This is a genomic window from Streptomyces thermocarboxydovorans (assembly GCF_039524635.1).
GTDB classification, from domain to species: Bacteria; Actinomycetota; Actinomycetes; order Streptomycetales; family Streptomycetaceae; genus Streptomyces; species Streptomyces thermocarboxydovorans.
Genome location: NZ_BAAAGU010000047.1, coordinates 21,821 through 45,674, shown reverse-complemented (window position 1 = coordinate 45,674; position 23,854 = coordinate 21,821). Strand labels below are relative to the sequence as shown.

The 23,854-nt window shown below is 71.9% G+C and carries 24 protein-coding genes and 1 pseudogene; 11 read left to right on the top strand and 14 right to left on the bottom strand.

From position 1 onward, the window contains the following. Window positions 1-42: 42 nt before the first annotated feature. The 5 genes from ABD198_RS21745 (at window position 43) to ABD198_RS21725 (ending at window position 5,779) form a co-directional block, all read left to right on the top strand. Window positions 43-1,620 (top strand): ABC transporter ATP-binding protein, encoded by a 1,578-nt coding sequence (locus tag ABD198_RS21745; RefSeq protein ID WP_344004553.1) that lies wholly within the window; start codon window positions 43-45, stop codon window positions 1,618-1,620. Next, window positions 1,620-2,744 (top strand): ABC transporter permease, encoded by a 1,125-nt coding sequence (locus tag ABD198_RS21740; protein WP_344004550.1) that lies wholly within the window; start codon window positions 1,620-1,622, stop codon window positions 2,742-2,744. The genes ABD198_RS21745 and ABD198_RS21740 overlap by 1 nt, the downstream gene beginning before the upstream one ends. Continuing rightward, window positions 2,741-4,015, top strand: coding sequence for an ABC transporter permease (locus ABD198_RS21735; protein WP_344004547.1), 1,275 nt, complete (start codon window positions 2,741-2,743; stop codon window positions 4,013-4,015). Before ABD198_RS21740 ends, ABD198_RS21735 begins: the two co-directional genes overlap by 4 nt. After that, complete coding sequence (locus tag ABD198_RS21730) at window positions 4,012-4,422, top strand: cytidine deaminase (RefSeq protein WP_344004544.1); 411 nt, start codon at window positions 4,012-4,014, stop codon at window positions 4,420-4,422. The genes ABD198_RS21735 and ABD198_RS21730 overlap by 4 nt, the downstream gene beginning before the upstream one ends. 73 nt (window positions 4,423-4,495) lie before the next feature. Further along, window positions 4,496-5,779, top strand: a complete 1,284-nt coding sequence (locus ABD198_RS21725) for a thymidine phosphorylase (protein ID WP_344004542.1) — start codon at window positions 4,496-4,498, stop codon at window positions 5,777-5,779. Window positions 5,780-5,863: 84 nt separating this feature from the next. On the opposite strand, the gene ABD198_RS21720 is transcribed toward ABD198_RS21725, so the two are convergent. Together ABD198_RS21720 and ABD198_RS21715 are read right to left on the bottom strand one after the other, a co-directional pair. Continuing rightward, window positions 5,864-6,133, bottom strand: coding sequence for a hypothetical protein (locus ABD198_RS21720; protein ID WP_344004539.1), 270 nt, complete (start codon window positions 6,131-6,133; stop codon window positions 5,864-5,866). Window positions 6,134-6,381: 248 nt separating this feature from the next. Then, on the bottom strand, window positions 6,382-7,302 hold the full coding sequence (locus ABD198_RS21715) for an AEC family transporter (RefSeq protein ID WP_344004536.1): 921 nt from the start codon (window positions 7,300-7,302) through the stop codon (window positions 6,382-6,384). A 160-nt stretch (window positions 7,303-7,462) separates the two neighbouring features. Between ABD198_RS21715 and ABD198_RS21710 the strand changes: the two genes are divergently transcribed. Beyond that, window positions 7,463-7,849: an STAS domain-containing protein gene (locus ABD198_RS21710; RefSeq protein ID WP_344004533.1), complete on the top strand. Its 387-nt coding sequence runs from the start codon at window positions 7,463-7,465 to the stop codon at window positions 7,847-7,849. On the opposite strand, the gene ABD198_RS21705 is transcribed toward ABD198_RS21710, so the two are convergent. Together ABD198_RS21705 and ABD198_RS21700 are read right to left on the bottom strand one after the other, a co-directional pair. After that, a complete protein-coding gene (locus tag ABD198_RS21705; protein WP_344004530.1) occupies window positions 7,733-8,746 on the bottom strand; it encodes a sigma-70 family RNA polymerase sigma factor in 1,014 nt (337 codons plus the stop codon). The genes ABD198_RS21710 and ABD198_RS21705 overlap by 117 nt on opposite strands. A 358-nt stretch (window positions 8,747-9,104) precedes the next feature. Beyond that, window positions 9,105-10,472, bottom strand: a complete 1,368-nt coding sequence (locus ABD198_RS21700) for an MFS transporter (RefSeq protein WP_344004528.1) — start codon at window positions 10,470-10,472, stop codon at window positions 9,105-9,107. Window positions 10,473-10,535: 63 nt separating this feature from the next. Between ABD198_RS21700 and ABD198_RS21695 the strand changes: the two genes are divergently transcribed. After that, window positions 10,536-11,504, top strand: a complete 969-nt coding sequence (locus ABD198_RS21695) for a LysR family transcriptional regulator (RefSeq protein WP_344004527.1) — start codon at window positions 10,536-10,538, stop codon at window positions 11,502-11,504. A gap of 49 nt (window positions 11,505-11,553) precedes the next feature. Here ABD198_RS21695 and ABD198_RS21690 read toward each other — a convergent pair whose 3' ends face one another. Further along, complete coding sequence (locus tag ABD198_RS21690; RefSeq protein WP_344004524.1) at window positions 11,554-12,309, bottom strand: alpha/beta hydrolase; 756 nt, start codon at window positions 12,307-12,309, stop codon at window positions 11,554-11,556. A gap of 168 nt (window positions 12,310-12,477) precedes the next feature. On the opposite strand from ABD198_RS21690, the gene ABD198_RS21685 reads away from it, so the two are divergent. Together ABD198_RS21685 and ABD198_RS21680 are read left to right on the top strand one after the other, a co-directional pair. Further along, window positions 12,478-13,635 (top strand): adenosine deaminase, encoded by a 1,158-nt coding sequence (locus tag ABD198_RS21685; protein WP_344004521.1) that lies wholly within the window; start codon window positions 12,478-12,480, stop codon window positions 13,633-13,635. 137 nt (window positions 13,636-13,772) lie between these two features. Further along, window positions 13,773-14,126, top strand: coding sequence for an ATP-binding protein (locus ABD198_RS21680; protein WP_344004518.1), 354 nt, complete (start codon window positions 13,773-13,775; stop codon window positions 14,124-14,126). A gap of 118 nt (window positions 14,127-14,244) precedes the next feature. On the opposite strand, the gene ABD198_RS21675 is transcribed toward ABD198_RS21680, so the two are convergent. From ABD198_RS21675 to afsQ1, 5 genes and pseudogenes are all read right to left on the bottom strand, one after another. Beyond that, window positions 14,245-14,451, bottom strand: a complete 207-nt coding sequence (locus tag ABD198_RS21675; RefSeq protein WP_344004515.1) for a PspC domain-containing protein — start codon at window positions 14,449-14,451, stop codon at window positions 14,245-14,247. 60 nt (window positions 14,452-14,511) lie between these two features. Then, window positions 14,512-15,093, bottom strand: a complete 582-nt coding sequence (locus tag ABD198_RS21670) for a VanZ family protein (protein ID WP_344004512.1) — start codon at window positions 15,091-15,093, stop codon at window positions 14,512-14,514. 168 nt (window positions 15,094-15,261) lie between these two features. Continuing rightward, window positions 15,262-15,912: a hypothetical protein gene (locus ABD198_RS21665; protein WP_344004509.1), complete on the bottom strand. Its 651-nt coding sequence runs from the start codon at window positions 15,910-15,912 to the stop codon at window positions 15,262-15,264. A gap of 286 nt (window positions 15,913-16,198) precedes the next feature. Next, window positions 16,199-17,864 (bottom strand): annotated as a pseudogene (locus ABD198_RS21660) (sensor histidine kinase); the annotation flags it as partial. After that, the gene (gene afsQ1 / locus ABD198_RS21655; RefSeq protein WP_309141370.1) at window positions 17,861-18,538 is read right to left on the bottom strand and encodes a two-component system response regulator AfsQ1; all 678 of its coding nucleotides are present in this window, start codon (window positions 18,536-18,538) and stop codon (window positions 17,861-17,863) included. The pseudogene ABD198_RS21660 and the gene afsQ1, both read right to left, overlap by 4 nt. Window positions 18,539-18,780: 242 nt before the next feature. Between afsQ1 and ABD198_RS21650 the strand changes: the two genes are divergently transcribed. Continuing rightward, on the top strand, window positions 18,781-19,518 hold the full coding sequence (locus ABD198_RS21650; protein ID WP_344004504.1) for a SigE family RNA polymerase sigma factor: 738 nt from the start codon (window positions 18,781-18,783) through the stop codon (window positions 19,516-19,518). Window positions 19,519-19,903: 385 nt separating this feature from the next. On the opposite strand, the gene ABD198_RS21645 is transcribed toward ABD198_RS21650, so the two are convergent. Beyond that, window positions 19,904-20,551, bottom strand: a complete 648-nt coding sequence (locus tag ABD198_RS21645) for a uridine kinase family protein (protein WP_344004501.1) — start codon at window positions 20,549-20,551, stop codon at window positions 19,904-19,906. A 127-nt stretch (window positions 20,552-20,678) separates the two neighbouring features. Between ABD198_RS21645 and ABD198_RS21640 the strand changes: the two genes are divergently transcribed. Then, window positions 20,679-21,086: a hypothetical protein gene (locus ABD198_RS21640; RefSeq protein WP_344004498.1), complete on the top strand. Its 408-nt coding sequence runs from the start codon at window positions 20,679-20,681 to the stop codon at window positions 21,084-21,086. Window positions 21,087-21,178: 92 nt separating this feature from the next. On the opposite strand, the gene ABD198_RS21635 is transcribed toward ABD198_RS21640, so the two are convergent. The 3 genes from ABD198_RS21635 to ABD198_RS21625 form a co-directional block, all read right to left on the bottom strand. Then, window positions 21,179-21,355, bottom strand: a complete 177-nt coding sequence (locus ABD198_RS21635) for a type II toxin-antitoxin system RelE family toxin (RefSeq protein ID WP_425580523.1) — start codon at window positions 21,353-21,355, stop codon at window positions 21,179-21,181. A gap of 117 nt (window positions 21,356-21,472) precedes the next feature. After that, window positions 21,473-22,375, bottom strand: a complete 903-nt coding sequence (locus ABD198_RS21630; RefSeq protein WP_344004495.1) for an aldehyde dehydrogenase family protein — start codon at window positions 22,373-22,375, stop codon at window positions 21,473-21,475. Continuing rightward, window positions 22,372-23,853 (bottom strand): aldehyde dehydrogenase family protein, encoded by a 1,482-nt coding sequence (locus tag ABD198_RS21625; protein ID WP_344004492.1) that lies wholly within the window; start codon window positions 23,851-23,853, stop codon window positions 22,372-22,374. The genes ABD198_RS21630 and ABD198_RS21625 overlap by 4 nt, the downstream gene beginning before the upstream one ends. Between the last annotated feature and the right edge of the window lies 1 nt (window position 23,854).

The following is a 23,854-nucleotide window of genomic DNA, read 5'->3' as shown; positions in this document are numbered from 1 at the left end:
GCGTCCAGCAGCCCTCCGGCCGGATCGGCGGCGGGCGGTCAGGTGACCGCCGTCGAGCTTGCCGGGATCACGAAGCGTTTCCCCGGCGTCGTGGCCAACCACGACATCCACCTCACCGTCCGCAAGGGCACCGTTCACGCCCTCGTCGGCGAGAACGGCGCCGGCAAGTCGACGCTGATGAAGATCCTCTACGGCATGCAGAAGCCGGACGAGGGCACCATCGCCGTCGACGGCGAGAAGGTCAGCTTCTCCTCGCCCGCCGACGCCATCGCCCGCGGTATCGGCATGGTCCACCAGCACTTCATGCTGGCCGACAACCTCACCGTCCTGGAGAACGTCGTTCTCGGCAGCGAGAAGCTCTACGGCATCGGCGCCCGGGCCCGCCGGAAGATCAAGGAGATCTCCGAGCGCTACGGCCTCGAGGTCCGCCCCGACGCCCTCGTCGAGGAACTCGGCGTCGCCGCCCGCCAGCGCGTGGAGATCCTCAAGGTCCTCTACCGCGGCGCCCGCACCCTGATCCTGGACGAGCCGACCGCCGTGCTCGTCCCGCAGGAGGTCGACGCCCTCTTCGAGAACCTGCGCGAGCTGAAGTCCGAGGGCCTGTCGGTCATCTTCATCTCCCACAAGCTCGGCGAGGTGCTCTCCGTCGCCGACGAGATCACCGTCATCCGGCGCGGCACCACGGTCGGCACGGCGGTCCCCGCCGAGACCACCTCCCGCCAGCTCGCCGAGATGATGGTCGGCAGCGAGCTGCCCACCCCCGAGACCGCCGGGTCCACCGTCACCGACCGGCCGGTCATCGAGGTCGAGAAGCTGCGGCTGGCCGCCCCCGGCGGCAAGGCGCTGCTCGACGACATCAGCTTCACCATCCACGAGGGCGAGGTCCTGGGCATCGCCGGCGTCGAGGGCAACGGCCAGACCGAGCTGGTCGACGCGCTCATCGGACTGCGCCACGCCGACTCCGGCGTGATCCGGCTGGCCGGCGAGGAGATCACCGCCTGGCCCACCCGCAAGCGCCGCGAGCAGGGCGTCGGCTACATCCCCGAGGACCGCCACCGCCACGGCCTGCTCCTCGAGGCCCCCCTCTGGGAGAACCGTATCCTCGGCCACGTCACCGAGAAGCCCAACGCCAAGGGCTTCTGGCTGGACCCGAAGGCCTCCCAGGAGGACACGCGCCGCATCGTCGCCACATACGACGTCCGCACCCCCGGCATCGACGTCACCGCCGCCTCCCTGTCCGGCGGCAACCAGCAGAAGCTGATCGTCGGCCGCGAGATGAGCCACAAGCCGCGCTTCCTGATCGCCGCCCACCCCACCCGCGGTGTGGACGTCGGCGCGCAGGCCGCGATCTGGGACCACATCCGTGAGGCGCGCCGCGAGGGCCTCGCCGTCCTGCTGATCTCCGCGGACCTGGACGAGCTGATCGGTCTGTCCGACACCCTGCGCGTGATCTACGACGGCAAGCTGGTCGCGGACGCCGACCCGTCCACCATCACCCCGGAGGAGCTCGGCTCCGCCATGACCGGCGCCGCCTCCGGCCACCTCGAGCACGACGAGACCCCCGAGACCACGGCCGAGGTGTCCAAGGCCCCCGAGTCTCCGGAAGACGAGGCCCGCTGATGAAGAAGTTCGACAAGGAGCGCGTGCTCCTCGCGGTGGCCGGACCGGTCATCGCGCTCGCCGTGGCCTTCGTGCTGAGCGCGATCGTGCTGGTCGCCTCCGGCAAGAGCCCCGTCGAGCCGTTCGCCCTGATGTTCGAGCAGGCGACGTTCTCCGATGTCCAGGTCCTGATCATCAACCAGGCCTCGATGTACTACATCGCCGCGCTCGCGGTGGCCATCGGCTTCCGGATGAACCTGTTCAACATCGGTGTCGACGGCCAGTACCAGCTCGGCGCCATGCTGGCCGCCATCGTCGGCGCCCACATGAACCTCCCGGCCGTGCTGCAGATCCCGCTGCTGCTGCTCACCGCGGTCCTCACCGGCGCCTTCTGGGCCGGCATCGCCGGCGTGCTGAAGGTGACCCGCGGCGTCAGCGAGGTCGTCGCGACGATCATGCTCAACGCGATCGCGACCTCCGTCATCGGCTACCTGTGGCTGCCCACCGTCTTCGGCGTCAAGGTCGGCAACAACAACACCACCGGCGAGATGCACGAGTCCGGCTGGGTCCCCGGCATCGACATGGGCGCCGCCGGCGAGATCTACGGCCTGGTGATCCTGGCCGTGCTGCTCGGCATCGGCTACTGGGTCGTGCTCAACCGCACCCGCTTCGGCTTCGACCTGCGCGCCTCCGGCGCCTCCGAGACCGCCGCCGCCGCCAGCGGCGTCGACCCCAAGCGCATGGTGCTCACCGCCATGCTGCTCTCCGGCGCCATCGCCGGCCTCGCCGGCCTGCCGATCCTGCTCGGCGACGCGCACACCTACAACCTCAGCTTCCCCACCGGCATCGGCTTCCTGGGCATCGGCATCGCCCTGCTCGGCCGCAACAGCCCGGTCGGCATCGCCTTCGCCGCGCTGCTGTGGGCCTGGCTCGACAAGGCCTCGCCCGAGCTGGACTTCCACGGCTACGACAAGGAGATCGCGGTCATCATGCAGGGCCTGATCGTCCTCTCGGTCGTCGTCTCCTACGAGGCCGTCCGCGAGTGGGGCCTGCGCCGCCAGCAGCGCCGGGTCGGCGCGGAACTCGCCGCGGGCCACTTCATCGGCGCCGAGAACAACGTCAAGAAGGAGGTGGCTGGCCGATGACCGCTCCGACCTCCGCCGTCGACGTCAACCAGCCCACGCTGCAGCCCGCGGCGCCGACCGGCCGCCGCCTGTCGCTGCCGGTGCTGATGCTGGTCATCGCCGGAGCCCTGGCGCTGACCTCGATCGTCCGTCTCATCACGGGCGCCAACGGCATCACCAACGTCAGCCAGATGTCCACCGCGCTGGAGCTCGCCGTCCCGATCGGCCTCGCCGGCCTCGGCGGCCTGTGGGCCGAGCGCTCCGGTGTCATCAACATCGGCCTCGAAGGCATGATGATCCTCGGCACCTGGTTCGGTGCCTGGGCCGGCTTCCAGTGGGGCCCGTGGACCGGTGTGCTCGTCGGCCTCGCCGGCGGCGCCATCGGCGGCCTGCTGCACGCCATCGTCACCGTCACCTTCAAGGTCAACCACATCGTCTCCGGTGTGGCGATCAACATCCTCGCCCTCGGCGCCACCCGCTACCTCGCCCCGCTCGCCTTCGTGGGGCACCAGGGCGGCTCCGCCAAGCAGTCCCCCGCGGTCGAGTCCCTCGGCGAGTTCACCGTGCCCGGACTCTCCGGCTGGCTGCGGGACCTCAACAACCAGGGCTGGTTCTTCATCTCCGACATCGCCGGCCTGCTCGGCGGCCTGGTCACCAACGTCTCTTGGCTGACCCTGATCGCCGTCGCGCTGGTCCCCGCCACCTGGTGGGTGCTGTGGCGCACCGCCTTCGGCCTGCGGCTGCGCTCCTGCGGCGAGAACCCGATCGCCGCCGAGTCCCTCGGCGTCAACGTCTACAAGTACAAGTACATCGCGGTCGTCATCTCCGGCGCCCTGGCCGGCCTCGGCGGCGTGTTCCTGTCCATCGTGGCCAACCCCTTCTACCTGGAGGGCCAGGTCAGCGGCCGCGGCTTCATCGGCCTCGCGGCGATGATCTTCGGCAACTGGATGCCGGGCGGCCTCGCCATCGGCGCCGGCCTGTTCGGCTACACCGACAGCCTCAACCTGCGCGGCGGCTCCGCCAACGTGCACGCCCTGCTGCTGCTCGGCGCGCTGCTCCTGGTCATCGGCGCCATCTGGCTGGCCATCCGCAAGAAGTACACCGGCGCGGGCATCACCCTCGTCGTCGGCCTGCTGATGTTCACCTGGTACTCCGTCACCAACGAGGTGCCCAACCAGGTCGTCGCCGCCACCCCGTACGTCGTCACCCTCGTCGTCCTGGCCCTGTCCGCGCAGCGGCTGCGGATGCCGAAGGCGAACGGACTGCCCTACCGGAAGGGGCAGGGCAAGTGACCGGCCCCCAGGGCGCCGACGACATCGACTGGGAGGCGCTGCGCGCCGTCGCCCGGGACGCCATGTCCCACGCCTACGCCCCCTACTCGGGCTACCCGGTCGGTGTCGCGGCCCTGGTCGACGACGGGCGCACCGTCTCCGGCTGCAACGTGGAGAACGCCTCCTACGGGCTCGGCCTGTGCGCCGAGTGCGGCCTGGTCTCCGAGCTGCAGCGCACCGGCGGCGGCCGGCTGACGCACTTCACCTGCGTCGACCGCGACGGCGAGATCCTCGTCCCGTGCGGCCGCTGCCGGCAGCTGCTCTACGAGTTCGGCGGCCCCGGACTGCTGCTGGAGACCCCCGAGGGCATCGTGCCCCTGGCGGAGATGCTGCCGCAGGCCTTCACCCCGAAGCACCTCGACAAGTAACCCTCCCGCGGCCCCTGGGACCACTGCGGTTCCGGGGGCCGCCCCCTTCGCACTCCCGGAAGGAACGCCAGCCATGGCCATGGACGCCATCTCCGTCATCCGCACCAAGCGGGACCGCGGCGAACTCAGCGACGAGCAGATCGACTGGGTCATCGACGCGTACACCCGCGGGGAGGTGGCCGACGAGCAGATGTCGGCCCTCGCCATGGCCATCCTGCTGAACGGCATGAACCGCCGGGAGATCGCCCGCTGGACCGCCGCGATGATCGCCAGCGGCGAGCGCATGGACTTCTCCTCCCTGTCCCGCCCCACCGCCGACAAGCACAGCACCGGCGGAGTCGGCGACAAGATCACCCTCCCGCTCGCCCCCCTGGTCGCCGCCTGCGGCGCCGCAGTCCCCCAGCTCTCCGGCCGGGGCCTCGGCCACACCGGAGGCACGCTCGACAAGCTGGAGTCCATCCCGGGTTGGCGCGCACTTCTCTCCAACGAGGAGATGCTGCACGTCCTCGACGAGGTCGGCGCCGTCATCTGCGCCGCCGGCGACGGACTCGCCCCCGCCGACAAGAAGCTCTACGCCCTCCGCGACGTCACCGGCACCGTCGAGGCGATCCCGCTCATCGCCTCCTCCATCATGTCCAAGAAGATCGCCGAGGGCACCGGCTCGCTGGTCCTGGACGTCAAGGTCGGCAGCGGCGCCTTCATGAAGACCCTCGACGACGCGCGCGAACTGGCGTCCACCATGGTCGGCCTGGGCACCGACCACGGCGTGAAGACCGTCGCCCTGCTCACCGACATGTCCACCCCCCTCGGCCTGACCGCGGGCAACGCCCTCGAGGTCCGCGAGTCCCTGGAGGTCCTGGCCGGCGGCGGCCCCAAGGACGTCGTCGACCTCACCCTCGCCCTGGCCCGCGAGATGCTCGACGCGGCCGGCCTGAAGGACGCCGACCCGGCCAAGGCCCTCGCCGACGGCTCCGCCATGGACGTCTGGCGCCGCATGATCTCCGCCCAGGGCGGCGACCCCGACGCCCCCCTGCCCGCCTCCCGCGAGCAGCACGTCGTCAAGGCCCCCGCCTCCGGCACCCTCACCCGCCTCGACGCCTACGGCATCGGCGTCGCCGCCTGGCGCCTCGGCGCGGGCCGCGCCCGCAAGGAGGACCCCGTCCAGGCGGCCGCCGGCGTCGAACTCCACGCCAAGCCCGGCGACCAGGTCACCGAGGGCCAGCCCCTCCTCACCCTCCACACCGACACCCCCGACCGCTTCGCCTACGCCCTCCAGGCGATCGAGGGCTCCTACGACATCACCGCCGAGGCGGCCGCTTTCACGCCGTCGCCGGTGGTGCTGGAGCGGATCGCCTGAGGCGGGCTTACTTGGCTTGGTGAACGGGACCGATGGGGGGCGCGGGGCGCCCATCGGTCCCGTTCGCGCAGGTCGTGCCGGGCGTCATGGGTCGTCGATGCGAAGACGCTTCCGGGCTTCCCCGAGGCCGTCCAGAACCAGGTTGGGAGTCTGCCATTCGATACGAAGCGTGCACGGCCGGTCGTCCAGCCTGCGGAAGGTGAGCGAGGACGAACGGCTCCCGGGCGAGGCGGGCCGATCGAGGTCGACGCCGTCGACCCGGCTGCCGTTGCCGAGGACGAACCGGGCCGGCGGCTCGTCGGCCAGCGTCAACGTCACCCGCACCTTGCCGCCTTCACAGCCGGACGCCTCCATGGGGCCTCCCCAGCCGACGAAGGGGGACTGACCCGACGCAATCGGCTTCCAGTTCGTGTGCCGGGGTGGGTCTCCCGTTCGGACCAGCGCAGAGCGCGGTGAGGGAGGGGCAACCGGCCGCGTAGGTGACGGAGACACCAGCCGCTCCGGGGCGGCTGAGCCGCGCGCGCCCTGCTGGCGGCCGTCGGTCGGCGTAGGGCCGGCCGTCACCGTGGCGCAGCCCGCGATGGTCAGCAGGACGAGGACGTTCATCCGAAGAGCGCCGCCACCACGACCAGTACCGGAACGGAGAGTGCCGTGGAGATGAGGATGGCGTCCCGGGCCAGGCGTTCGCCCACGCCGTAGGTGGCGGCGTAGGTGTAGAGGTTCTGGGCGGCCGGGAGGGCCGACGTCACCACCACGTCGAGGAGTTGCGGGCCGCTCAGGCCGAAGACGCCCGCCGCCAGGGCCCAGGCCGCCAGCGGCTGGCCCGCCGACTTCAGGGCCACGGCGAGCAGGACCGTGCCGCGTTCGCCGTCGCGCAGCGGCAGGGTGCTGCCGCGCAGGGAGATGCCGAAGGCGAGGAGGACGGCGGGGACGGCCATGTTGCCGATCAGGGTCACGGGGTCCATGACCGGGCCGGGGACGGTGATCCCGGAGGCCGATGCCGCGACGCCCGCCAGGGATCCCAGGGCGATGGGGTTGCGCAGCGGGGTGAGCAGGCGCCGCCAGAGGGGGCCCTTCTCGCCCGTGGTCGAGAGGTCCAGGATGGTGAGGGCGATGGGGGTGACGCCGATCAGCTGGAAGAGGAGCACCGGGGCGACCAGTGAGGCGTCGCCGAGTACGTACACGGCGATCGGGATGCCCAGGTTCCCGGCGTTGACGTAGCCGGCGCACAGGGCGCCGATGGTGGTGCGGGCGACTCCCCAGCGGCGTACCACGCCCACGGTCACGAAGACGCCGGCTACCGCCGCCGTGCTCAGGGCGGTGACCAGGAGGCGTTCGGAGAAGACCACGGACAGGTCCGCCCGCGCGAGGGTCGTGAACAGCAGAGCGGGCGAGGCCACGTGGAAGGCCAGCTTGGTCAGCACCGCGCTGCCCTGGGTGCCCAGGAACCCCCGCCGTCCGATGACATAGCCGACGCCGATGACGACCGCGATCACCGCGAACCCGCTCAGCACCCCCTGCACGGCGGCCCCTCGGACGGGAAGGACAGGAAGGACGGGAACGATCTATGGCACATACAGCCAACCCTCGGCGCAGGCTCGCCCCGGGGTCAAGGTGACCGCCCGCACCCGCGATGCGCCACGGCTCCCGCACCCGCGGTGAGTCAGGGCTCCCGCCCCCGCGATGAGTTACGGCTCCCCGCGCGGTCTACCGATCGTGGACGCCAACACACCCCCTGTGCTCGTGCTGCGCGGCCCCCTCCTCGCCAGGGACGAGGTGCAGGGGCCGTGCGAGGCGGTGCAGGCCCTGCTGGACGGTTCCGGCGCGGTGGTGGTGTGCGACGTCGGCGGCCTGGGCCCGCCCGGCCTCGCCGCCGTGAACCTCCTCGCCCGGCTCCAGCTCGCCGCTCGCCGGGCGGGCGGCCGGATACGGCTGCGCGACCCGGACCCGGCCCTATGCTCCCTGCTCGACCTGGTCGGTCTCCGCTTCGAGGTGGAGGGGCAGCCCGAACAGCGGGAACCAGCGCTTGGTGTCGAGGAAGCAGTGGAACCCGGCGATCCGGCCGTCTGAGATCTCCAGCGCCTGCACGGCCCACGGGGTGAAGCCCCCGCTCTCCGGGTCGGGCTTGTACTGGGCGAACCCCGGCAGCCCGTTGACCTGCACCGGCACGAGCTTCGAGCCGGCGCATGCCGCGCCCAGCGTCGTCATGAAGCCGGTGATGTCGGCCGGGCCGGTCAGCCACAGGTCGAACGGCGGCATCGTCATGATGGCGTCCTCGTGCAGCAGTTGCGTCAGCGCCGACATGTCGTACCCCTCGAACGCGGCGACATAGCGCTCCAGCAGCTTCTGCTGCTCCTCGTCCAGCGGGTCGGAGACCGCCGCCTCCTCGCCCGGCTGCCGGCGCTCGGCGAGGGTGGCCCGGGCCCGCTGCAGCGCGCTGTTGACCGAGGCGACGGAGGTGCCGAGCAGCTCGGCGACCTCGTTGGCCTTCCAGGCCAGCACCTCGCGCAGGATCAGCACCGCGCGCTGCTTGGGCGGCAGCTGCTGCAGCGCGGCCATGAAGGCGAGCCGCACGGACTCCTTGGCGACGGCCGCCTCCGCCGGGTCCTCGGTGGTGGGCAGCACTCTCGAGTCCGGCATCGGCTCCAGCCAGGTGTTGTCCGGGCGGGGCGACAGAGCGGCCTGCGCGAGCGGCGTGGACTCGGTCAGGTCCATCGGGCGGGCGCGCTTGTTGCCGGCCGTGAGCATGTCCAGGCAGACGTTGGTCGCGATCCGGTACAGCCAGGACCGCAGGCTGGAACGACCCTCGAACTTGTCGTAGCTGCGCCAGGCGCGGACCATCGTGTCCTGCACCGCGTCCTCCGCCTCGAAGGAGGAGCCGAGCATCCGGTAGCAGTACCCGGTCAGCTCGACGCGGTACGCCTCCAGCCTGTCCTCCAGGTCGGTCGTCGCCGTGCCGTTCGTCATCGCTCACCCACCCCTGTGGCTTCCGTGGCGGCGCTCCTTCGCGCCCACACTCCGGAAGCTACAGCAGCCCACTGACAATGGCGCCCCGAGTCGGAAAAGCCACCCAGGTACCCACATCGGACGCGAGGCGCGATCCCGCTCGGCAGCCCCCGGGCGGGACTCCGCTCACCAGCCCGAGGTGCGTCTCAGATCGGCAGCCGTGGTGCGATTCCGCTCGGCAGCCAGCGGTGCGTCTCGGACCGGCAGCCGCGGTGCGTCTCGGACCGGCAGCCGCGGTGCGTCTCAGATCGGCAGCCGCGGTGCGTCTCAGATCGGCAGCCGCGCTGCGACCCGCTCACCAGCCCGCGCTGCGACCCGCTCAGCAGCTCGCCGAGCGCACCCTCACCGGCGCCCCGGAGCGCATCGCCGCCAGCGACCCCACCGCCGTGATCGCCACGACGCCCGCCACCGCCAGCAGGCCGACGCCGACCGTCCCGGCCCAGCCGCCCGCGTGGAAGGCCACCGCGCCCGCAGTGCTCCCGGCGCTGGAGCCGACGTAGTACGCCGACTGGTACAGCGCCGCGGCCTGCGCCCGCCCCTGCGTCGCCGTCTTCCCGACCGCCGACGAGGCGACCGCGTGACCGGCGAAGAAGCCCGCCGTGATCAGCACCAGACCCAGCAGCACCGGCACCAGCGCGTCGGCCAGGGACAGCAGCAGACCCGCCGCCGTCGTACCGCCGGCCGCGTACAGCGCGCCCCGGCGGCCGAGGCGTGCCACCAGGCGTCCCGCCGCCGACGCGGAGACCGTGCCGACCAGGTAGACGAGGAAGACCGAGCCGACGATGCCCTGCGGCAGCGAGAACGGGGCCTCGGTCAGCCGGTACCCGATCACCGTGTAGACGCCGCCGAACACCGTCATGAAGAGCGCGCCGATCGCGTACAGCCGCCGCAGCAGCGGATTGGCGAGATGGTCGCGCACGGTCCGCGCCAGGACACCCGGCCGCAGCGAACCGGCCCGGAAGTGCCGCGGCGCCGGCAGCAGCAGCCGGAAGGCCACCGCGCAGGCCACCGCGATCACCCCGAGCAGCCCGACGGCGACCCGCCAGCCCCACTCCTGGGCGGCCCAGCCGGTGATGACCCGGCCGCTCATTCCGCCGACGCTGTTCCCGGCCACGAACAGGCCGATCGCGGTGACCAGCGCCTTCGGCCGGACCTCCTCCGCGAGGTACGCCGTCGCCGAGGCGGGCAGTCCGGCCAGCGCCGCACCCTGCACCGCCCGCAGGGCGACCAGCCACCCCAGCGACGGCGCGAAGGGGACCAGCAGCCCCACCGTCACCGCGACCGCCAGCGACGCCGTCATGACCGTGCGCCGCCCGAACCGCTCCGACAGCGCGCTCATCGGCAGCACGAACACCGCGAGCCCGCCCGTGGCCGCCGCCACCGTCCAGCTCGCGTCGCTGGCGCTGACCCCGAAGTCGCCGGAGATCAGCGGCAGCAGCGCCTGCGTGGAGTACAGCAGGGCGAACGTGGCCACACCCGCGAGGAACAAGGCGAAGCTCATCCGCCGGTAACCCGGTCCACCAGGAGCCATACGCGCGTCCACAGCAGAGGAAGACGTCCCAGACGTCCCAGACGTCCCAGAGGGAGAAGCGGAAGCAGAAGCAGAAGCAGGAGTAGCGGAACGAGTGGCGGAACGAACGGATCCGGCGCCCGCAGTGGCGGACGCCCCGGTACTGGCGGGAGTCATGCCTCGAAGCTACGTACGGCGGCACTCATCCGTCCAATGCATGGATTCACCATAATCGTTCCCATGGTGCATCAGCAGAGTTCACGGCCCCGCCTGTCACAGTCCGGTGACACAGAAGACATTCCGGAGCGGGAGATGTCGCTGCTGCTGGCCCCCCGCCTCGCCCACTTCGCCGGTGTCGCCCGCACCGAGCACGTGACCCGGGCCGCCCAGCAGATGCAGGTCCCGCAGTCGACGCTGTCGCGCGCCATGGCCCGCCTCGAACAGGACCTGGGGGTGGATCTGTTCGCCCGCCACGGCCGCACCGTCTCCCTCACCCCCGCGGGCCGCACCTTCCTCACCTCGGTCGAGCGGGCCCTCGCCGAGATCGAACGCGCCGCCGAGGAGGTGCGCGCCGACGCCGACCCGGCCACCGGCAAGGTCGCCTTCGGCTTTCTGCACACCATGGGCGCCGAGACCGTCCCCGGCCTGCTGCACGCCTTCCGCGCCGACCACCCGCGCATCCGCTTCAGCCTGGTGCAGAACTACGGCGAGGCCATGCTGGAGCGGCTGCGCGCCGGCGAACTCGACCTGTGCCTGACCTCCCCGGTGCCCGACGCCCCCGACCTCGTCGCCCGGCGCCTGGACGAGCAGAAGCTGCGCCTGGTCGTCCCCGCGGATCACCGGCTCGCGTCACGCCGCCGCATCCGCCTGGCCGAGGCGGCGGACGAAACCTTCGTCACCCTGGAGCCCGGCTACGGGCTGCGGCGGATCACGGACAACCTGTGCGCCCAGGCCGGCTTCCGGCCGAAGGTCGCCTTCGAGGGCGAGGAGGCGGAGACCCTGCGGGGCCTGGTGGCGGCGGGTCTGGGCGTGGCCCTGCTGCCGCCGCCGACCGTGCCCCGGCCCGGGGTGGTGGAGCTGACGGTCACCGCGCCGAGGGCGGTGCGCGAGATCGGCGTCGCCTGGCTGGCCGGCCACCCGGACACGCCCCCGGTGGCCGCCTTCAAGAAGTTCCTGCTCTCCCGCCGGGGCAACCTGCTGCCGACGTGACGCGGGCGCCCCCCTCCCGGGGGAGCACACGTATCGCTGCGGCTGTTCGCTACCGCCACCGGCCGAATCCGGAGGCCAGCGGCATCCGCAGCCCCAATGGAGGCGGTGCCGCCAGCGCGTCCCGCACCGGACGCGTGAAGTTCCTGCCGAACAGCACACCCATGACGAAGTCCTCGGTGAGGGCGAGCACTTCGTCCCGGTACTGGTGCAACCCGTGGCCGTCGGCGTGCACTTCGAACCGGCACACGTCCCGGTTGGCCTTCTTCGCCCGTGCGGCGAGGCGGAAGGACAGCTCCGGGTCGGTGCGGGCGTCTTTGGTGCCGTGCACGATGAGCACCTGACGCCCCACCAGCTGCTTCACCGGTTCGGGTGAGGTCGCGCCCTCCTCCCGGGGCAGCCAGGGGGCCAGCGCCACAACGGAGTTGACGGCCTCGTGGCCACCGGCGCGCAGCGCGGCCCGGGCGCCCATTCCGGTTCCGGCGAGGCACACCGGCACGTCTCCGTACCGGCGTACGACCTCGTCGGCGGCCCACGCCCCGTCGCTCGCCAGATGGGCCGCGTCCCCGTTCCAGCCCCGGTAGCGGTAGTGGACGACATGGACGGCCAGCCCCTCCTCCCGCCCGGCGCGGCCCAGGCGGCGGCCCAGCGCGCGGACGGAGGCGGCGGCCAGCAGCGGGGACGGTCTGCGGCCGGAGGTCTCCTCCCCGTCGGGGAGCAGCAGCACCACTCCGCTCACCGCTGTCGGCTCGGGGCCGAACGCCCTCCCCAGCCGGGCCCTGCGGACCGGCGTCGCTTGCTGTGCCATGGCAGAACATTGTCAGAAGGGCGGATGTACGCCACCCGTCCGTGCGGTCACCGTTGCGTATCGGCGACCACCAAGCGCCGCGAGCACCGTCCAGCACCGGTGAATGGCGACGAATTCCCTCCGCTCTGCATCTACGCGCGTAGGGCGGCAAGGGGTTATGGTGCGGAAATGACGAGCCAGACCATTGCGAACACCCCGACACCGGACCAGATCCGCCGGGCGCCCAAGGTTCTGCTGCACGACCACCTCGACGGCGGCCTGCGCCCCGGCACCGTCGTGGACCTGGCACGGGAGACCGGCTACTCCCAGCTGCCCGAGACCGACCCGGACAAGCTCGCCCTGTGGTTCCGGGAGGCCGCCGACTCCGGCTCCCTGGAGCGGTACCTGGAGACCTTCTCGCACACCGTCGGCGTCATGCAGACCCGCGAGGCGCTGGTCCGGGTCGCCGCCGAGTGCGTGGAGGACCTCGCCGAGGACGGCGTCGTCTACGCCGAGGTGCGCTACGCCCCCGAACAGCACCTGGAAGGCGGCCTCACCCTCGAGGAGGTCGTCGAGGCGGTCAACGAGGGCTTCCGGCTGGGGGAGCGGCGCGCCAAGGGGGACGGGCACCGCATCCGGGTCGGCGCCCTGCTCACCGCGATGCGGCACGCCGCCCGCGCTCTGGAGATCGCCGAACTCGCCAACCGCTACCGGGACCTGGGCGTCGTCGGTTTCGACATCGCGGGCGCCGAGGCCGGATACCCGCCCACCCGGCATCTGGACGCCTTCGAGTACCTGAAGCGGGAGAACAACCACTTCACCATCCACGCCGGTGAGGCCTTCGGACTGCCGTCCATCTGGCAGGCGTTGCAGTGGTGCGGCGCCGACCGGCTCGGCCACGGGGTGCGCATCATCGACGACATCACGGTCCGCGACGACGGCACCGTGGAGCTCGGCCGGCTCGCCTCCTACGTCCGCGACAAGCGCATCCCGCTGGAGATGTGCCCCAGCTCCAACCTCCAGACGGGGGCGGCCTCCTCCTACGCCGAGCACCCGATCGGGCTGCTGCGCCGGCTGCACTTCCGCACCACGGTGAACACCGACAACCGGCTGATGTCCCACACCAGCATGAGCCGTGAATTCGAGCATCTGGTCGAGGCATTCGGCTACACGCTCGACGACATGCAGTGGTTCACCGTCAATGCGATGAAATCAGCGTTCATTCCTTTCGACGAACGACTGGCCATGATCAATGACGTGATCAAGCCGGGCTATGCGGAACTCAAATCCGAATGGCTGTTCCGGCAGACGGCCTCCACCAGCGGCTTTTCCACCGAGAAGGACTGAGGGGCAGGCGTCCCCGCACACGGGCCACGATTCGCGTTCACAATCCGTCCGCATTTCGATGTTTGCGGGCGGCGGCGGCGCGTGTTTACGGTCGCAGCACCGCCACATCCCCGTATCCCATTCGAGGACGCATTTTCATGAAGCAGTCTGCTGCCAAGACCCTCGGTGTCGCCGCTCTCGGTGCCGCCTTCGCCGCTGTCGGTGCGGGCACCGCCGCCGCTGCCCCGGCCGTCCCGGAGGCCGCTCCCGCCCTGGGCACCGCCGCCCAGACCCTCCCGGCGGAGAACGCCGCCGTGGTGCCGACCGCCGCGCAGACCCTGGACACGGGGAGGGACCTGGCCGCCACCGGGCTGACGGCCGCGGAGCCGGCCGCGCAGGACGTCGTCACCAAGAACCCGGCGGCCCCGGCCAAGGGACTGCTCGGCGGGCTGCCGCTGGACCAGCTGCCCACCAAGGGCCTCAACGTGAACGGCCTCCCGCTCGGCGGCTGACCGCCCGCACGGCGACGACAGCGATGGGGCGCCCCGCCACGCGGGGCGCCCCATCGGCGTTGCACGCAGGGCACTCAGGGCACTCAGGGAGATGGCCGGCGCAGCGGCGCCGCCGGGCTCACCAGGCCGTTCGGGCCTGGGTCTTGTCCTCCGACGGCAGCAGGATCCACAGCGCGATGTAGAGCAGGAACTGCGGGCCGGGCAGCAGGCACGACAGCAGGAAGATCACCCGCATCGTGGTCGCGGAGGTACCGAAGCGCCGAGCCAGCGCGGCGCAGACTCCGCCGATCATGCGGCCGTGGGTCGGGCGGGCGAGGCGAGACATTGCGGCTCCTTCGTGAGCGGTGCGAGGCCTCCCGTCCGGACGCCTCATCTGCCGTCCACGTTACGGAGACGAAGGGGGCAAAGCGTCGCTCCACGGGGCGATCCCGACCCTGGGAATCGTCGGGGTCCTACCCTGAGCCGGCTCCTCCTGCGGGGCGGCCGTACCGGCCAGGCGCACCGCCCGGCGGCGCAGCCAGGAGCGGCCCGCCGGCACCACCGCGGCGTGCGCAAGGCCCGCGCCCAGCGTGTTCAGCAGCAGCGAGTCGATGTCGACGAGCTGGCCGGGCACCGCCGTCTGCAGCATCTCGATGCCCAGCGACAGCAGGGCGGCCGCGGCCATGGTGCGGATCAGGGAACCCAGGGGCGAGACCACCAGCCGGCCGCCCGCCATCGGCAGCAGCACGCCCAGCGGGGCCAGCAGCGCCAGCCCCTCACCGATGCGCCGGGCCCCCTCCAACCAGCCGAGCGCGAAGCCGGCCCGGATGCCGTCCAGGGGGCGCAGATTGGCGGGCATCACCCAGGGGACGTCGAGGGGGCGCAGCGTGAACCAGGCGATGAACGCCAGATATGCGGCCAGGAGGAGGCCACCCAGCACACGGATGCGGATCGCGGCGGTGCCGCCGATGGAGCCTTGACGCTGCACGCCCCCCAAGACGCGGCCTTCGGCACGATCGGTTCCGGGATGTCACCCGTTCCGCCGATGAGGCATACGCCACAACGCACTGGCCCTGGGCCGGAGGTGTGAGACGACGGCGGGCGCCCCCCCGTACGAGGGGCGCCCGCGTCACTCGTCGGTTCACTACTCGTCGGTTCACTCGTCGGTGAGCTGTGAGGCGGGCGGGCGTTCGCCGGCCGGGCGGGCGCGGACCTGGTCCGTGCACTCGTAGCGCAGCGGTGCGGCGGAACCGGGACCGCCCAGGATGACCGAGCCGTTGTCCGTCGCCGCCGAGTCGGAGAAGGTGCACACGATCTGCGCCAGCGCGGTGGAGCTGAGGTCGGCGGGAGCGGCGCTCAGCCGCAGCGTGTCCTCCGGATCGCCGGGGCGCGGCCCGCTCACGGTGAGCCCGTCCCGCACCAGCGTGGTGTACCCGGCCTCCTTCTCGTCGGCCGAGGGCGGCGCGGAGAGCTCGTCCAGCAGCTCCTGCGCGATCAGCGTGCGCCGCCCGGAGTCGGCCGCCCCGTCCGGCACCCGCACCGTGCGGTCCACGGCCACCAGCGACGCCCCGCACAGCAGGAACACCTGCACGGGCAGTCCGCGGTCGGCCCGCGAGGAGACCCCCGGCTCACCCAGCGAACAGCGCACCCGCGAGGGCGCGGGACCGAAGTCGGTCGGCACCTCGGTGGCGCGGATGCCGCACCCGGAGAGCAGGGCGCCGAGCGTGGTGACGGCGAGCAGACCGGCGATCCGGCCCCGGACCGCCCGTCGCCGGGCCGGCCGCCGCCCGTTCGTCAGGCCGTACATCAGGCGTCCCCCCTAGCGCCTTCACCCTTGCTGTCAGTTCCGCCGCCGGTGCCGTGCGCCGTGGCGCCGGTGCCGTCCCCGGAGTCCGTGGCGTCGGCGGAGTCCGTGGCGTCGGCGGAGTCCGCGGTGCCGCCGGAGCCGCCGGTCCCGCCCTCGTCGGGGCCGCCGCCACGGCGCCCGTCGCCCTGCTCGCCGCGGCCCTTGCTGTCTTTGCCGTCCTCGGTGCCCGTGGCGCTCTTGGAGCTCTTGGCGCCGCTGTCGTTCTTACCGCTCTTCTGGCCCTTGCCGGCGTCGGTGTCCCGCTTGTCCTCCGCCAGGGCGGAGGCGTCCTGCGGCAGGCGCAGGGTGAACACCGCCCCGCCCTCGGGGGAGTTGGCCGCGGTGATCTCACCGCCGTGGATATGGGCGTTCTCCTGGGCGATGGACAGCCCCAGACCGCTGCCCTCGGAGCGCGGCCGGGAGGCGCTGGCCTTGTAGAAGCGGTCGAAGACGTGCGGCAGCACGTCCTCGGGGATGCCGGGCCCGTTGTCCCGTACCTCGATGACCACGACGCCGCCGTCCGGCGCCCGCTCGGCCCGCTCGTCCCTGTCCGTGCGGTCGCCACGGTCCGAACGCTCCGCCCGCTCCCCGGCCTCCGGACCGGTCCCGGCATCCGTGCCGACGGCCCCGCCGGGCTCCTCCCGCACCGACACGCGCACCGGTGAACCGCCGTGCTTGAGCGCGTTGCCGATGAGGTTGGCCAGGATGACGTCCAGGCGGCGCGGGTCGATCCGGGCGTGGATGCCGCGCTCGGCGTCCAGCTCGACCGCGTCCAGCCAGGCGCGGGCGTCGATGCACGCGGTGATCTGGTCGGCGATGTCCACGTCGTCGAGCACCAGCCGGGCGGTGCCCGCGTCGAAACGGGTCACCTCCATCAGGTTCTCGACCAGGTCGTTCAGCCGCCGGGTCTCGCTGATCACCAGCCGCACCGCCGGCTGGATCATCGGGTCGATGCCGCCGCCCTCGAACTCCAGCTCCTCCTCGAGGACTTCGGTGACCGCGGTGATCGCGGTGAGCGGGGTGCGCAGCTCGTGGCTCATGTCGGCCACGAACCGGCGTGAGGCCTCGTCCCGCGCCGCCATGTCCGCGACCCGCTTCTCCAGCGCCTCCGCGGCCTTGTTGAACGTCCGGGACAGATCCGCCAGCTCGTCCGTCCCCGACACCCTCAGCCGGGTGTCCAGCCGGCCCTCGCCGAGCCGGCGCGCGGCCGTGCCGAGCCGCTGCACCGGCTTCAGCACGGTGGTGGCGGCGGCCTGCGCGAGCAGCGCCGAGCCGATCAGCGCCAGGCCGGTGGCGATCCCCAGCGACCAGGCCAGCGAGTTGAGGTCCTTCGCCTCCGGCTCCAGAGACTTCAGCATGTAGCCGGTCGGCCCGCCGTCGATCATCCGCGTCCCCGCCACCAGGTACGGGGTGTCGTCCTCGACGATCCGCTGCCAGTACAGGTGGTACGGGTACTTGTTGGTCGAGGTGACCTTCTGCCGCTCGGTCACCGCCTGGCGCAGCGAGGCCGGCACGTCCTGCAGCGAGAAGCCGTTCAGCCCGCCGGAACTGCCGTAGACCGTACGGCCCTCGGGGTCCTCGGCGACCAGCAGCACGGTGAAGCGCTGGCTGCTGTTCGCCATCTGCCCGGCGGTGTGCTGCAGTTCGTCCTGCGTGGGGTGCTCGGGCAGCGCGCCCGCGCGGTTCTGCATCTCCTGCTCGAAGTCGCGCAGCACCGCGTCCTGGGTGCGGGTGAGCACCGCCTCGCGGTTCAGCCAGTACGCGATCCCGGACGCGGACACCGCCGCGGTCAGCGCGACCAGCCCGAACACCACGACCAGCCGAAGCCGCAGGCTGGTGAAGCGCAGCCGTGACCAGATTCCCTTGCGCGCCGCGGACCAGCCGCGGGACTCCTCCTGGTGCTCCTGTGTCACTGAGGCGGATCCAGCCGGTAGCCGACACCACGCACGGTACGGATCAGCGTCGGGGACGACGGCACGTCCTCGACCTTGGCGCGCAGCCGCTGGACGCAGGCGTCCACCAGGCGCGAGTCGCCCAGGTAGTCGTGCTCCCACACCAGCCGCAGCAGCTGCTGCCGGGACAGCGCCTGGCCGGGGCGGCGGCTCAGCTCGAGCAGCAGCCGCAGCTCGGTCGGCGTCAGCTGCAGATCCTCCCCGTTCTTCGTCACCGTCATCGCCGCACGGTCGATGACCAGGTTGCCGAAGGTGGCGGAGTCGCTCGACTCGCGCTCGCCGCGCCGCAGCACCGCGCGGATCCGGGCGTCCAGCACCCGGCCCTGAACGGGTTTGACCACATAGTCGTCGGCGCCGGACTCCAGGCCGACCACGACGTCGATGTCATCACTGCGCGCCGTGAGCAGAATGATCGGCAACTGGTCCGTGCGCCGGATGCGGCGGCACACCTCGAACCCGTCGATGCCGGGCAGCATCACGTCCAGCACGATGAGATCCGGCCGCTGCTCGCGCAGCAGCTTCAGACCGTCCTCACCGCTGGCAGCGGTCGCCACCCGGTGTCCCTGGCGCGTCAGGGAGAGCTCCAGGGCCGTGCGGATGGCGTCGTCGTCCTCGATCAGCAACAGGGAAGGCACCCGCTCATTCTGGCCCATGGAGGGGTCCCTGTTCGACCTGTGGGTTCAGATGCCCGGCTGGCCCCCATAAGGGCGGCTACGTGCGCGGACAGCTGTGAACATTTCGTGTCCGGGGCGTGGCGGACCCCTGTGACAGCTCTGTGACAGTCGGCGGACACTGCCATGAAGTGGCAGGGGCAGGATTTTCGGCACAGGCAAGCCAGCACCGAATCCAGCCGGAAGTCCACGACGGGGGGCGCGAGATGAACACGCTGCACAGCACCAGCACCAGCGCAGTGATCACGCGTCTGCACGACGTGCACCGGGGGGGAGAGAAGTCCGGTGCTGTGAGCGGGCGGGGGTGCGCTCGCAGCACCGGGCGTCAGCACACCGCGTTCATGACGGTGGTTGACGCGCCTACGGGGGAGACGCACGGGGGAGCAGCGTACGGGGAGGACTCGGGGGAGCGCAGTTCCCTGTCGGAGGCGGAGTTCACCGCCTACGTGCAGGAGCGTCGCGCCTCCCTGTACGCCACCGCCTACCACCTGACCGGTGACCGCTTCGAGGCCGAGGACCTGCTGCAGAGCGCGCTGTTCTCGACCTACCGGGCGTGGGACCGGATCAGCGACAAGGCGGCCGTCGGCGGATACCTCCGCCGCACCATGACCAATCTGCACATCAGCGCGTGGCGCCGCCGCAAGCTGAACGAGTACCCGACCGAGGAACTGCCGGAGACGCCCGGCGACACGGACGCGATGCGCGGCACCGAGCTGCGCGCGGTCCTGTGGCAGGCGCTCGCCCGGCTGCCCGAGCTCCAGCGCACCATGCTGGTCCTGCGCTACTACGAGGGCCGCACGGACCCGGAGATCGCGGACATCCTCGACATCAGCGTCGGCACGGTGAAGTCCAGCATCTGGCGGTCGCTCCGCCGGCTGCGCGAGGACGAGGCCCTGAGCTTCGGCCGTGACCAGGAGGACGCCTTCGGCGAACTGGTCGCCTGAAGGTCCGGGGGGACCTGGGGGGAACCGGGGGGATCACGGGGGAAGCCGGGGGGAGGAAAAGGCGGGGGCCGCGGGGCGTCGGGGGACGCCGGGGAGACGTCGGGGGGCGTCACCGCGGAGCACAACCGGGGGGGAACACGGGGAACAACGGGGGGAGTACGGGGGAACTCGGGGGACACGGGGGGGCTCCACGGGGGAGGCAAGGAGCGGGACTGGAGGGCCGGGGGGGTCCGTCCAGTCCCGCTTTTCGCTTGTCGGCCTCCTCCTCACGGCATCCGGGCGTCCCGTCCAGGCGAGTGCACCGGAGAGTGCACCCGAGGTGGTGTGACACCTGCCGTGACGGCACCCGAGGCGGTGTGACGCCTGCCGTGACGTTCGGGCGGGTTCAGGCGACCGCGCTCGCGCTGGGGTCCGTGGCCGCGCGGCCACGGACCGCCGCCGATGCCATCCGGCCCAGCGCCTCGTCGCGGTCGCAGGCATAGGCGCCCAGGGCCGTCTGACGGGCGATGATCGAACGCTCCAGGCGCATCAGGCGCCATCCGCGCCGCAGCAGGAACGGCACCGACTTGCGGCCCTCCCTCAGATCCCGCACGAAGCGCCGGCGGAAGGTGCGCACCGGGCCGCGGTTCAGGCACAGCGCGTCCGCCAGCAGACCCAGTTCGCGGCAGCGGGCGACGATCTCCGCGGCGAAGATGCCCTCGGCGACGAACAGCGGAGCGGCGCCGATGTCCACGGAGCCCTCGCCGGTGCGGGCGCTGAGCGAGATGTCGTAGACCGGGATGGGCGTACGGCCCGTGCGGCACAGCCGTTCGATCGCGGCGACCGCGGCGTCCGCGTCCCAGGAGTCGGGGTGGTCCCAGTCGACAGCCGAGCCGTCCGGCAGCAGCGGCAGCGTCGGGTCGTCGCCCTCCTTGTAGAAGTCGTCGAGGCGCAGCACCGGCAGGCCGGAGCGGGCCGCGATCAGGGACTTGCCGGAGCCGGAGGGGCCGCAGAGCAGCACGACTCGCGCGGATATGGGCGACTGGGAACTCACGGGACACCAGTGTGAGGCATCGATCGGGCGCCGTACGACCCCGCGGGTCCGCTTTGATGCGTGCGTCACATCTCAACTACGCTTCGCGTCGACCTGATTACCCAGTGAGATCGAAGGTGGCACACAGATGGCCCGACAGGACTCCCCCAAGACGTCGACCGCGCGACGTGTCCTCGCCGTCCTGGCGACCGCGTCCGTGGCGCTGGGCGCTGCCGCGACGACGGCGGCAGCGGCGGACTCCGAGTCGCTGCTGGGCGAGAGCGGCAGCCGCTCCGGCGCACTCGGCGAACTCGACCCGCAGTCCGGCCTGGACGCGACGACCGGCGCGGTGGGCCACGCCACCGCCCCGGTGACGGAGCTCAAGCCCAACGCGCTCGACGGCACCGGCTTCGACGTGCTCAACAACGGGGCCGGCACCCAGGTCGCCGACTTCCAGCCGGTGAACACCCGCGCGGTCACCGACCCGGTGGCCAAGGCCGACTCGGTCGGCGGCATCCCGCCGGTCGCCCAGACGACGGAGCTGCTGCGCGGCTGATCAGGAGCCGGGAACGGGCAGGAACAGGGCGGAACCGGAAGGCGGAGAGCAGCGCCCCTCCCGGGCGGAGGAGGGCGCGGCTCCCCAGCGGTTCAGGGGGTACGGCCGAGGTGGGTGACCAGGATGCGGATGACGTCGTCCTCGATGATGTAGAGCACGCGGCAGTCGCCGACGTACAGGCGGCGCACGTCCTGTGAGCCGTAAGGGACCGGGCCGCGCGGTCGAGGCTGGTCGGCCAGCGAGTCGACGGCTTCGTAGACGGCGGCCAGTCCGGCAGGGTCGTCCTTGGTGCGGCACGGACCGCGCTCGGCCGGCCGGAACAGGCGGAGAGCCGCGCCCCTCCTGGACGGAGGTGGGGCGCGGCTCTCCGGTGTGGGGGGTGGCGGTCAGTAGGAGGAGCCGGAGGCGCCCAGCGAACCCGTCGGGTGCCAGACGGTCTTGGTCTCCAGGAACGCCGTCATGCGGTCCAGGCCGGGCGTCGCCGCCCAGTCGTCCACAGGCTGTGGACGAAGAACGCGCTTGAGGTTGTCGGCCGCGGCGATCTCCAGCTCCTTCGCCAGCTCCTCGCCGGCGCCCGCCAGGTCGATCGCGTTGACGTCCATGTGCGCGGCGAGCGGGGCGGCGATCTCCGCCGTACGGCCCGACAGCACGTTCACCACGCCGCCCGGCAGGTCCGAGGTGGCCAGCACCTCGCCCAGGGAGAGGGCGGGCAGCGGGTACTTCTCGGAGGCCACCACCACCGCCGTGTTGCCGGTCGCGATCACCGGGGCGACGACCGAGACCAGGCCCAGGAACGACGACTCCTGCGGCGCCAGCACGGCGACCACACCGGTCGGCTCCGGCGAGGAGAGGTTGAAGAACGGGCCCGCGACCGGGTTGCCGCCGCCCACCACCTGGGCGATCTTGTCGGTCCAGCCCGCGTACCAGACCCAGCGGTCGATCGCCGCGTCCACCTGCGCGGACGCCTTGGACTTCGACAGGCCCTCGGCGTCGGCCACCTCGCGCACATACTGCTCGCGGCGGCCCTCCAGCATCTCCGCGACGCGGTAGAGGATCTGGCCGCGGTTGTACGCCGTCGCCCCCGACCAGGCGCCGAACGCCTTGCGGGCGGCGACCACCGCGTCACGGGCGTCCTTGCGGCTCGCCCGCGGAGCGTTGGCCAGCCACTTGCCCTTGGAGTCGGTCACTTCGTACACCCGGCCGCTCTCGGAGCGGGGGAACTTCCCCCCGACGTACAGCTTGTAGGTCTTGAAGACGGAGAGTCGGGTCGCGTCAACTGTGTTTTTCATCGCTCGCCCTCCGGGCTCGACGGGGCGAGGTACGCCTCCAGGCCGTGGCGGCCGCCCTCGCGGCCGAAGCCCGACTCCTTGTAGCCGCCGAACGGCGAGGTCGGGTCGAACTTGTTGAACGTGTTGGACCAGACGACACCCGCGCGCAGCTTGCTCGCCACGGCGAGGATGCGCGAGCCCTTCTCCGTCCAGATGCCCGCCGACAGTCCGTACGGGGTGTTGTTGGCCTTGGCGACGGCCTCGTCCGGGGTGCGGAAGGTCAGCACCGACAGCACCGGGCCGAAGATCTCGTCGCGGGCGATGGTGTGCGCCTGGGTGACGTTCGTGAAGAGCGTCGGGGCGAACCAGTACCCGGTGGACGGCAGTTCGCAGGCGGGCGACCAGCGCTCGGCGCCCTCCGCCTCGCCCTGCTCCACCAGCGAGGTGATGCGGCTGAGCTGCTCCTCGGAGTTGATCGCGCCGATGTCGGTGTTCTTGTCCAGCGGGTCGCCGAGACGCAGCGTCGACAGGCGCCGCTTGAGCGAGTCCAGCAGCTCCTCGTGGATCGACTCCTGCACCAGCAGGCGCGAGCCCGCGCAGCAGACCTGGCCCTGGTTGAAGAAGATGCCGTTGACGATGCCCTCGACGGCCTGGTCGACGGGGGCGTCGTCGAAGACGATGTTGGCGCCCTTGCCGCCCAGCTCCAGGGTGAGCTTCTTGCGGGTGCCGGCGACCGTGCGGGCGATCTCCTTGCCGACCGCCGTGGAGCCGGTGAAGGCGACCTTGTCCACGTCCGGGTGCGCCACCAGGGCGGCGCCCGCGTCGCCGTAGCCCGGGAGGATGTTGACGACGCCCTTGGGCAGACCGGCCTGGCGGCAGATGTCCGCGAAGAACAGCGCCGACAGCGGGGTGGTCTCGGCCGGCTTGAGGACGACCGTGTTGCCCGTGGCCAGCGCCGGGGCGATCTTCCACGCCAGCATCAGCAGCGGGAAGTTCCATGGGATGACCTGGCCGGCGACACCGAGCGGGCGCGGGTTCGCGCCAAAACCGGCGTGCTCCAGCTTGTCGGCCCAGCCCGCGTAGTAGAAGAAGTGCGCGGCGACCAGCGGCAGGTCGGCGTCGCGGGTCTCCCTGATCGGCTTGCCGTTGTCCAGGGTCTCCAGGACGGCCAGCTCACGGGAGCGCTCCTGGATGATCCGGGCGATGCGGAACAGGTACTTGGCGCGCTCGGAGCCGGGCAGCGCCGACCACTTCTCGAAGGCCTTGCGGGCGGCCTTGACGGCGCGGTCCACGTCCGCCTCGCCCGCCTGGGCCACCTCGGAGAGCACCTCCTCGGTGGACGGCGACACGGACTTGAAGACCCTGCCGTCGGCCGCCTCGGTGAACTCGCCGTCGATGAACAGGCCGTAGGACGGGGCGATGTCGACGATCGAGCGGGACTCGGGCGCCGGCGCGTACTCGAAAGCGGACGACCGCTTGTCCGTGGTCTTTTCGGTCATG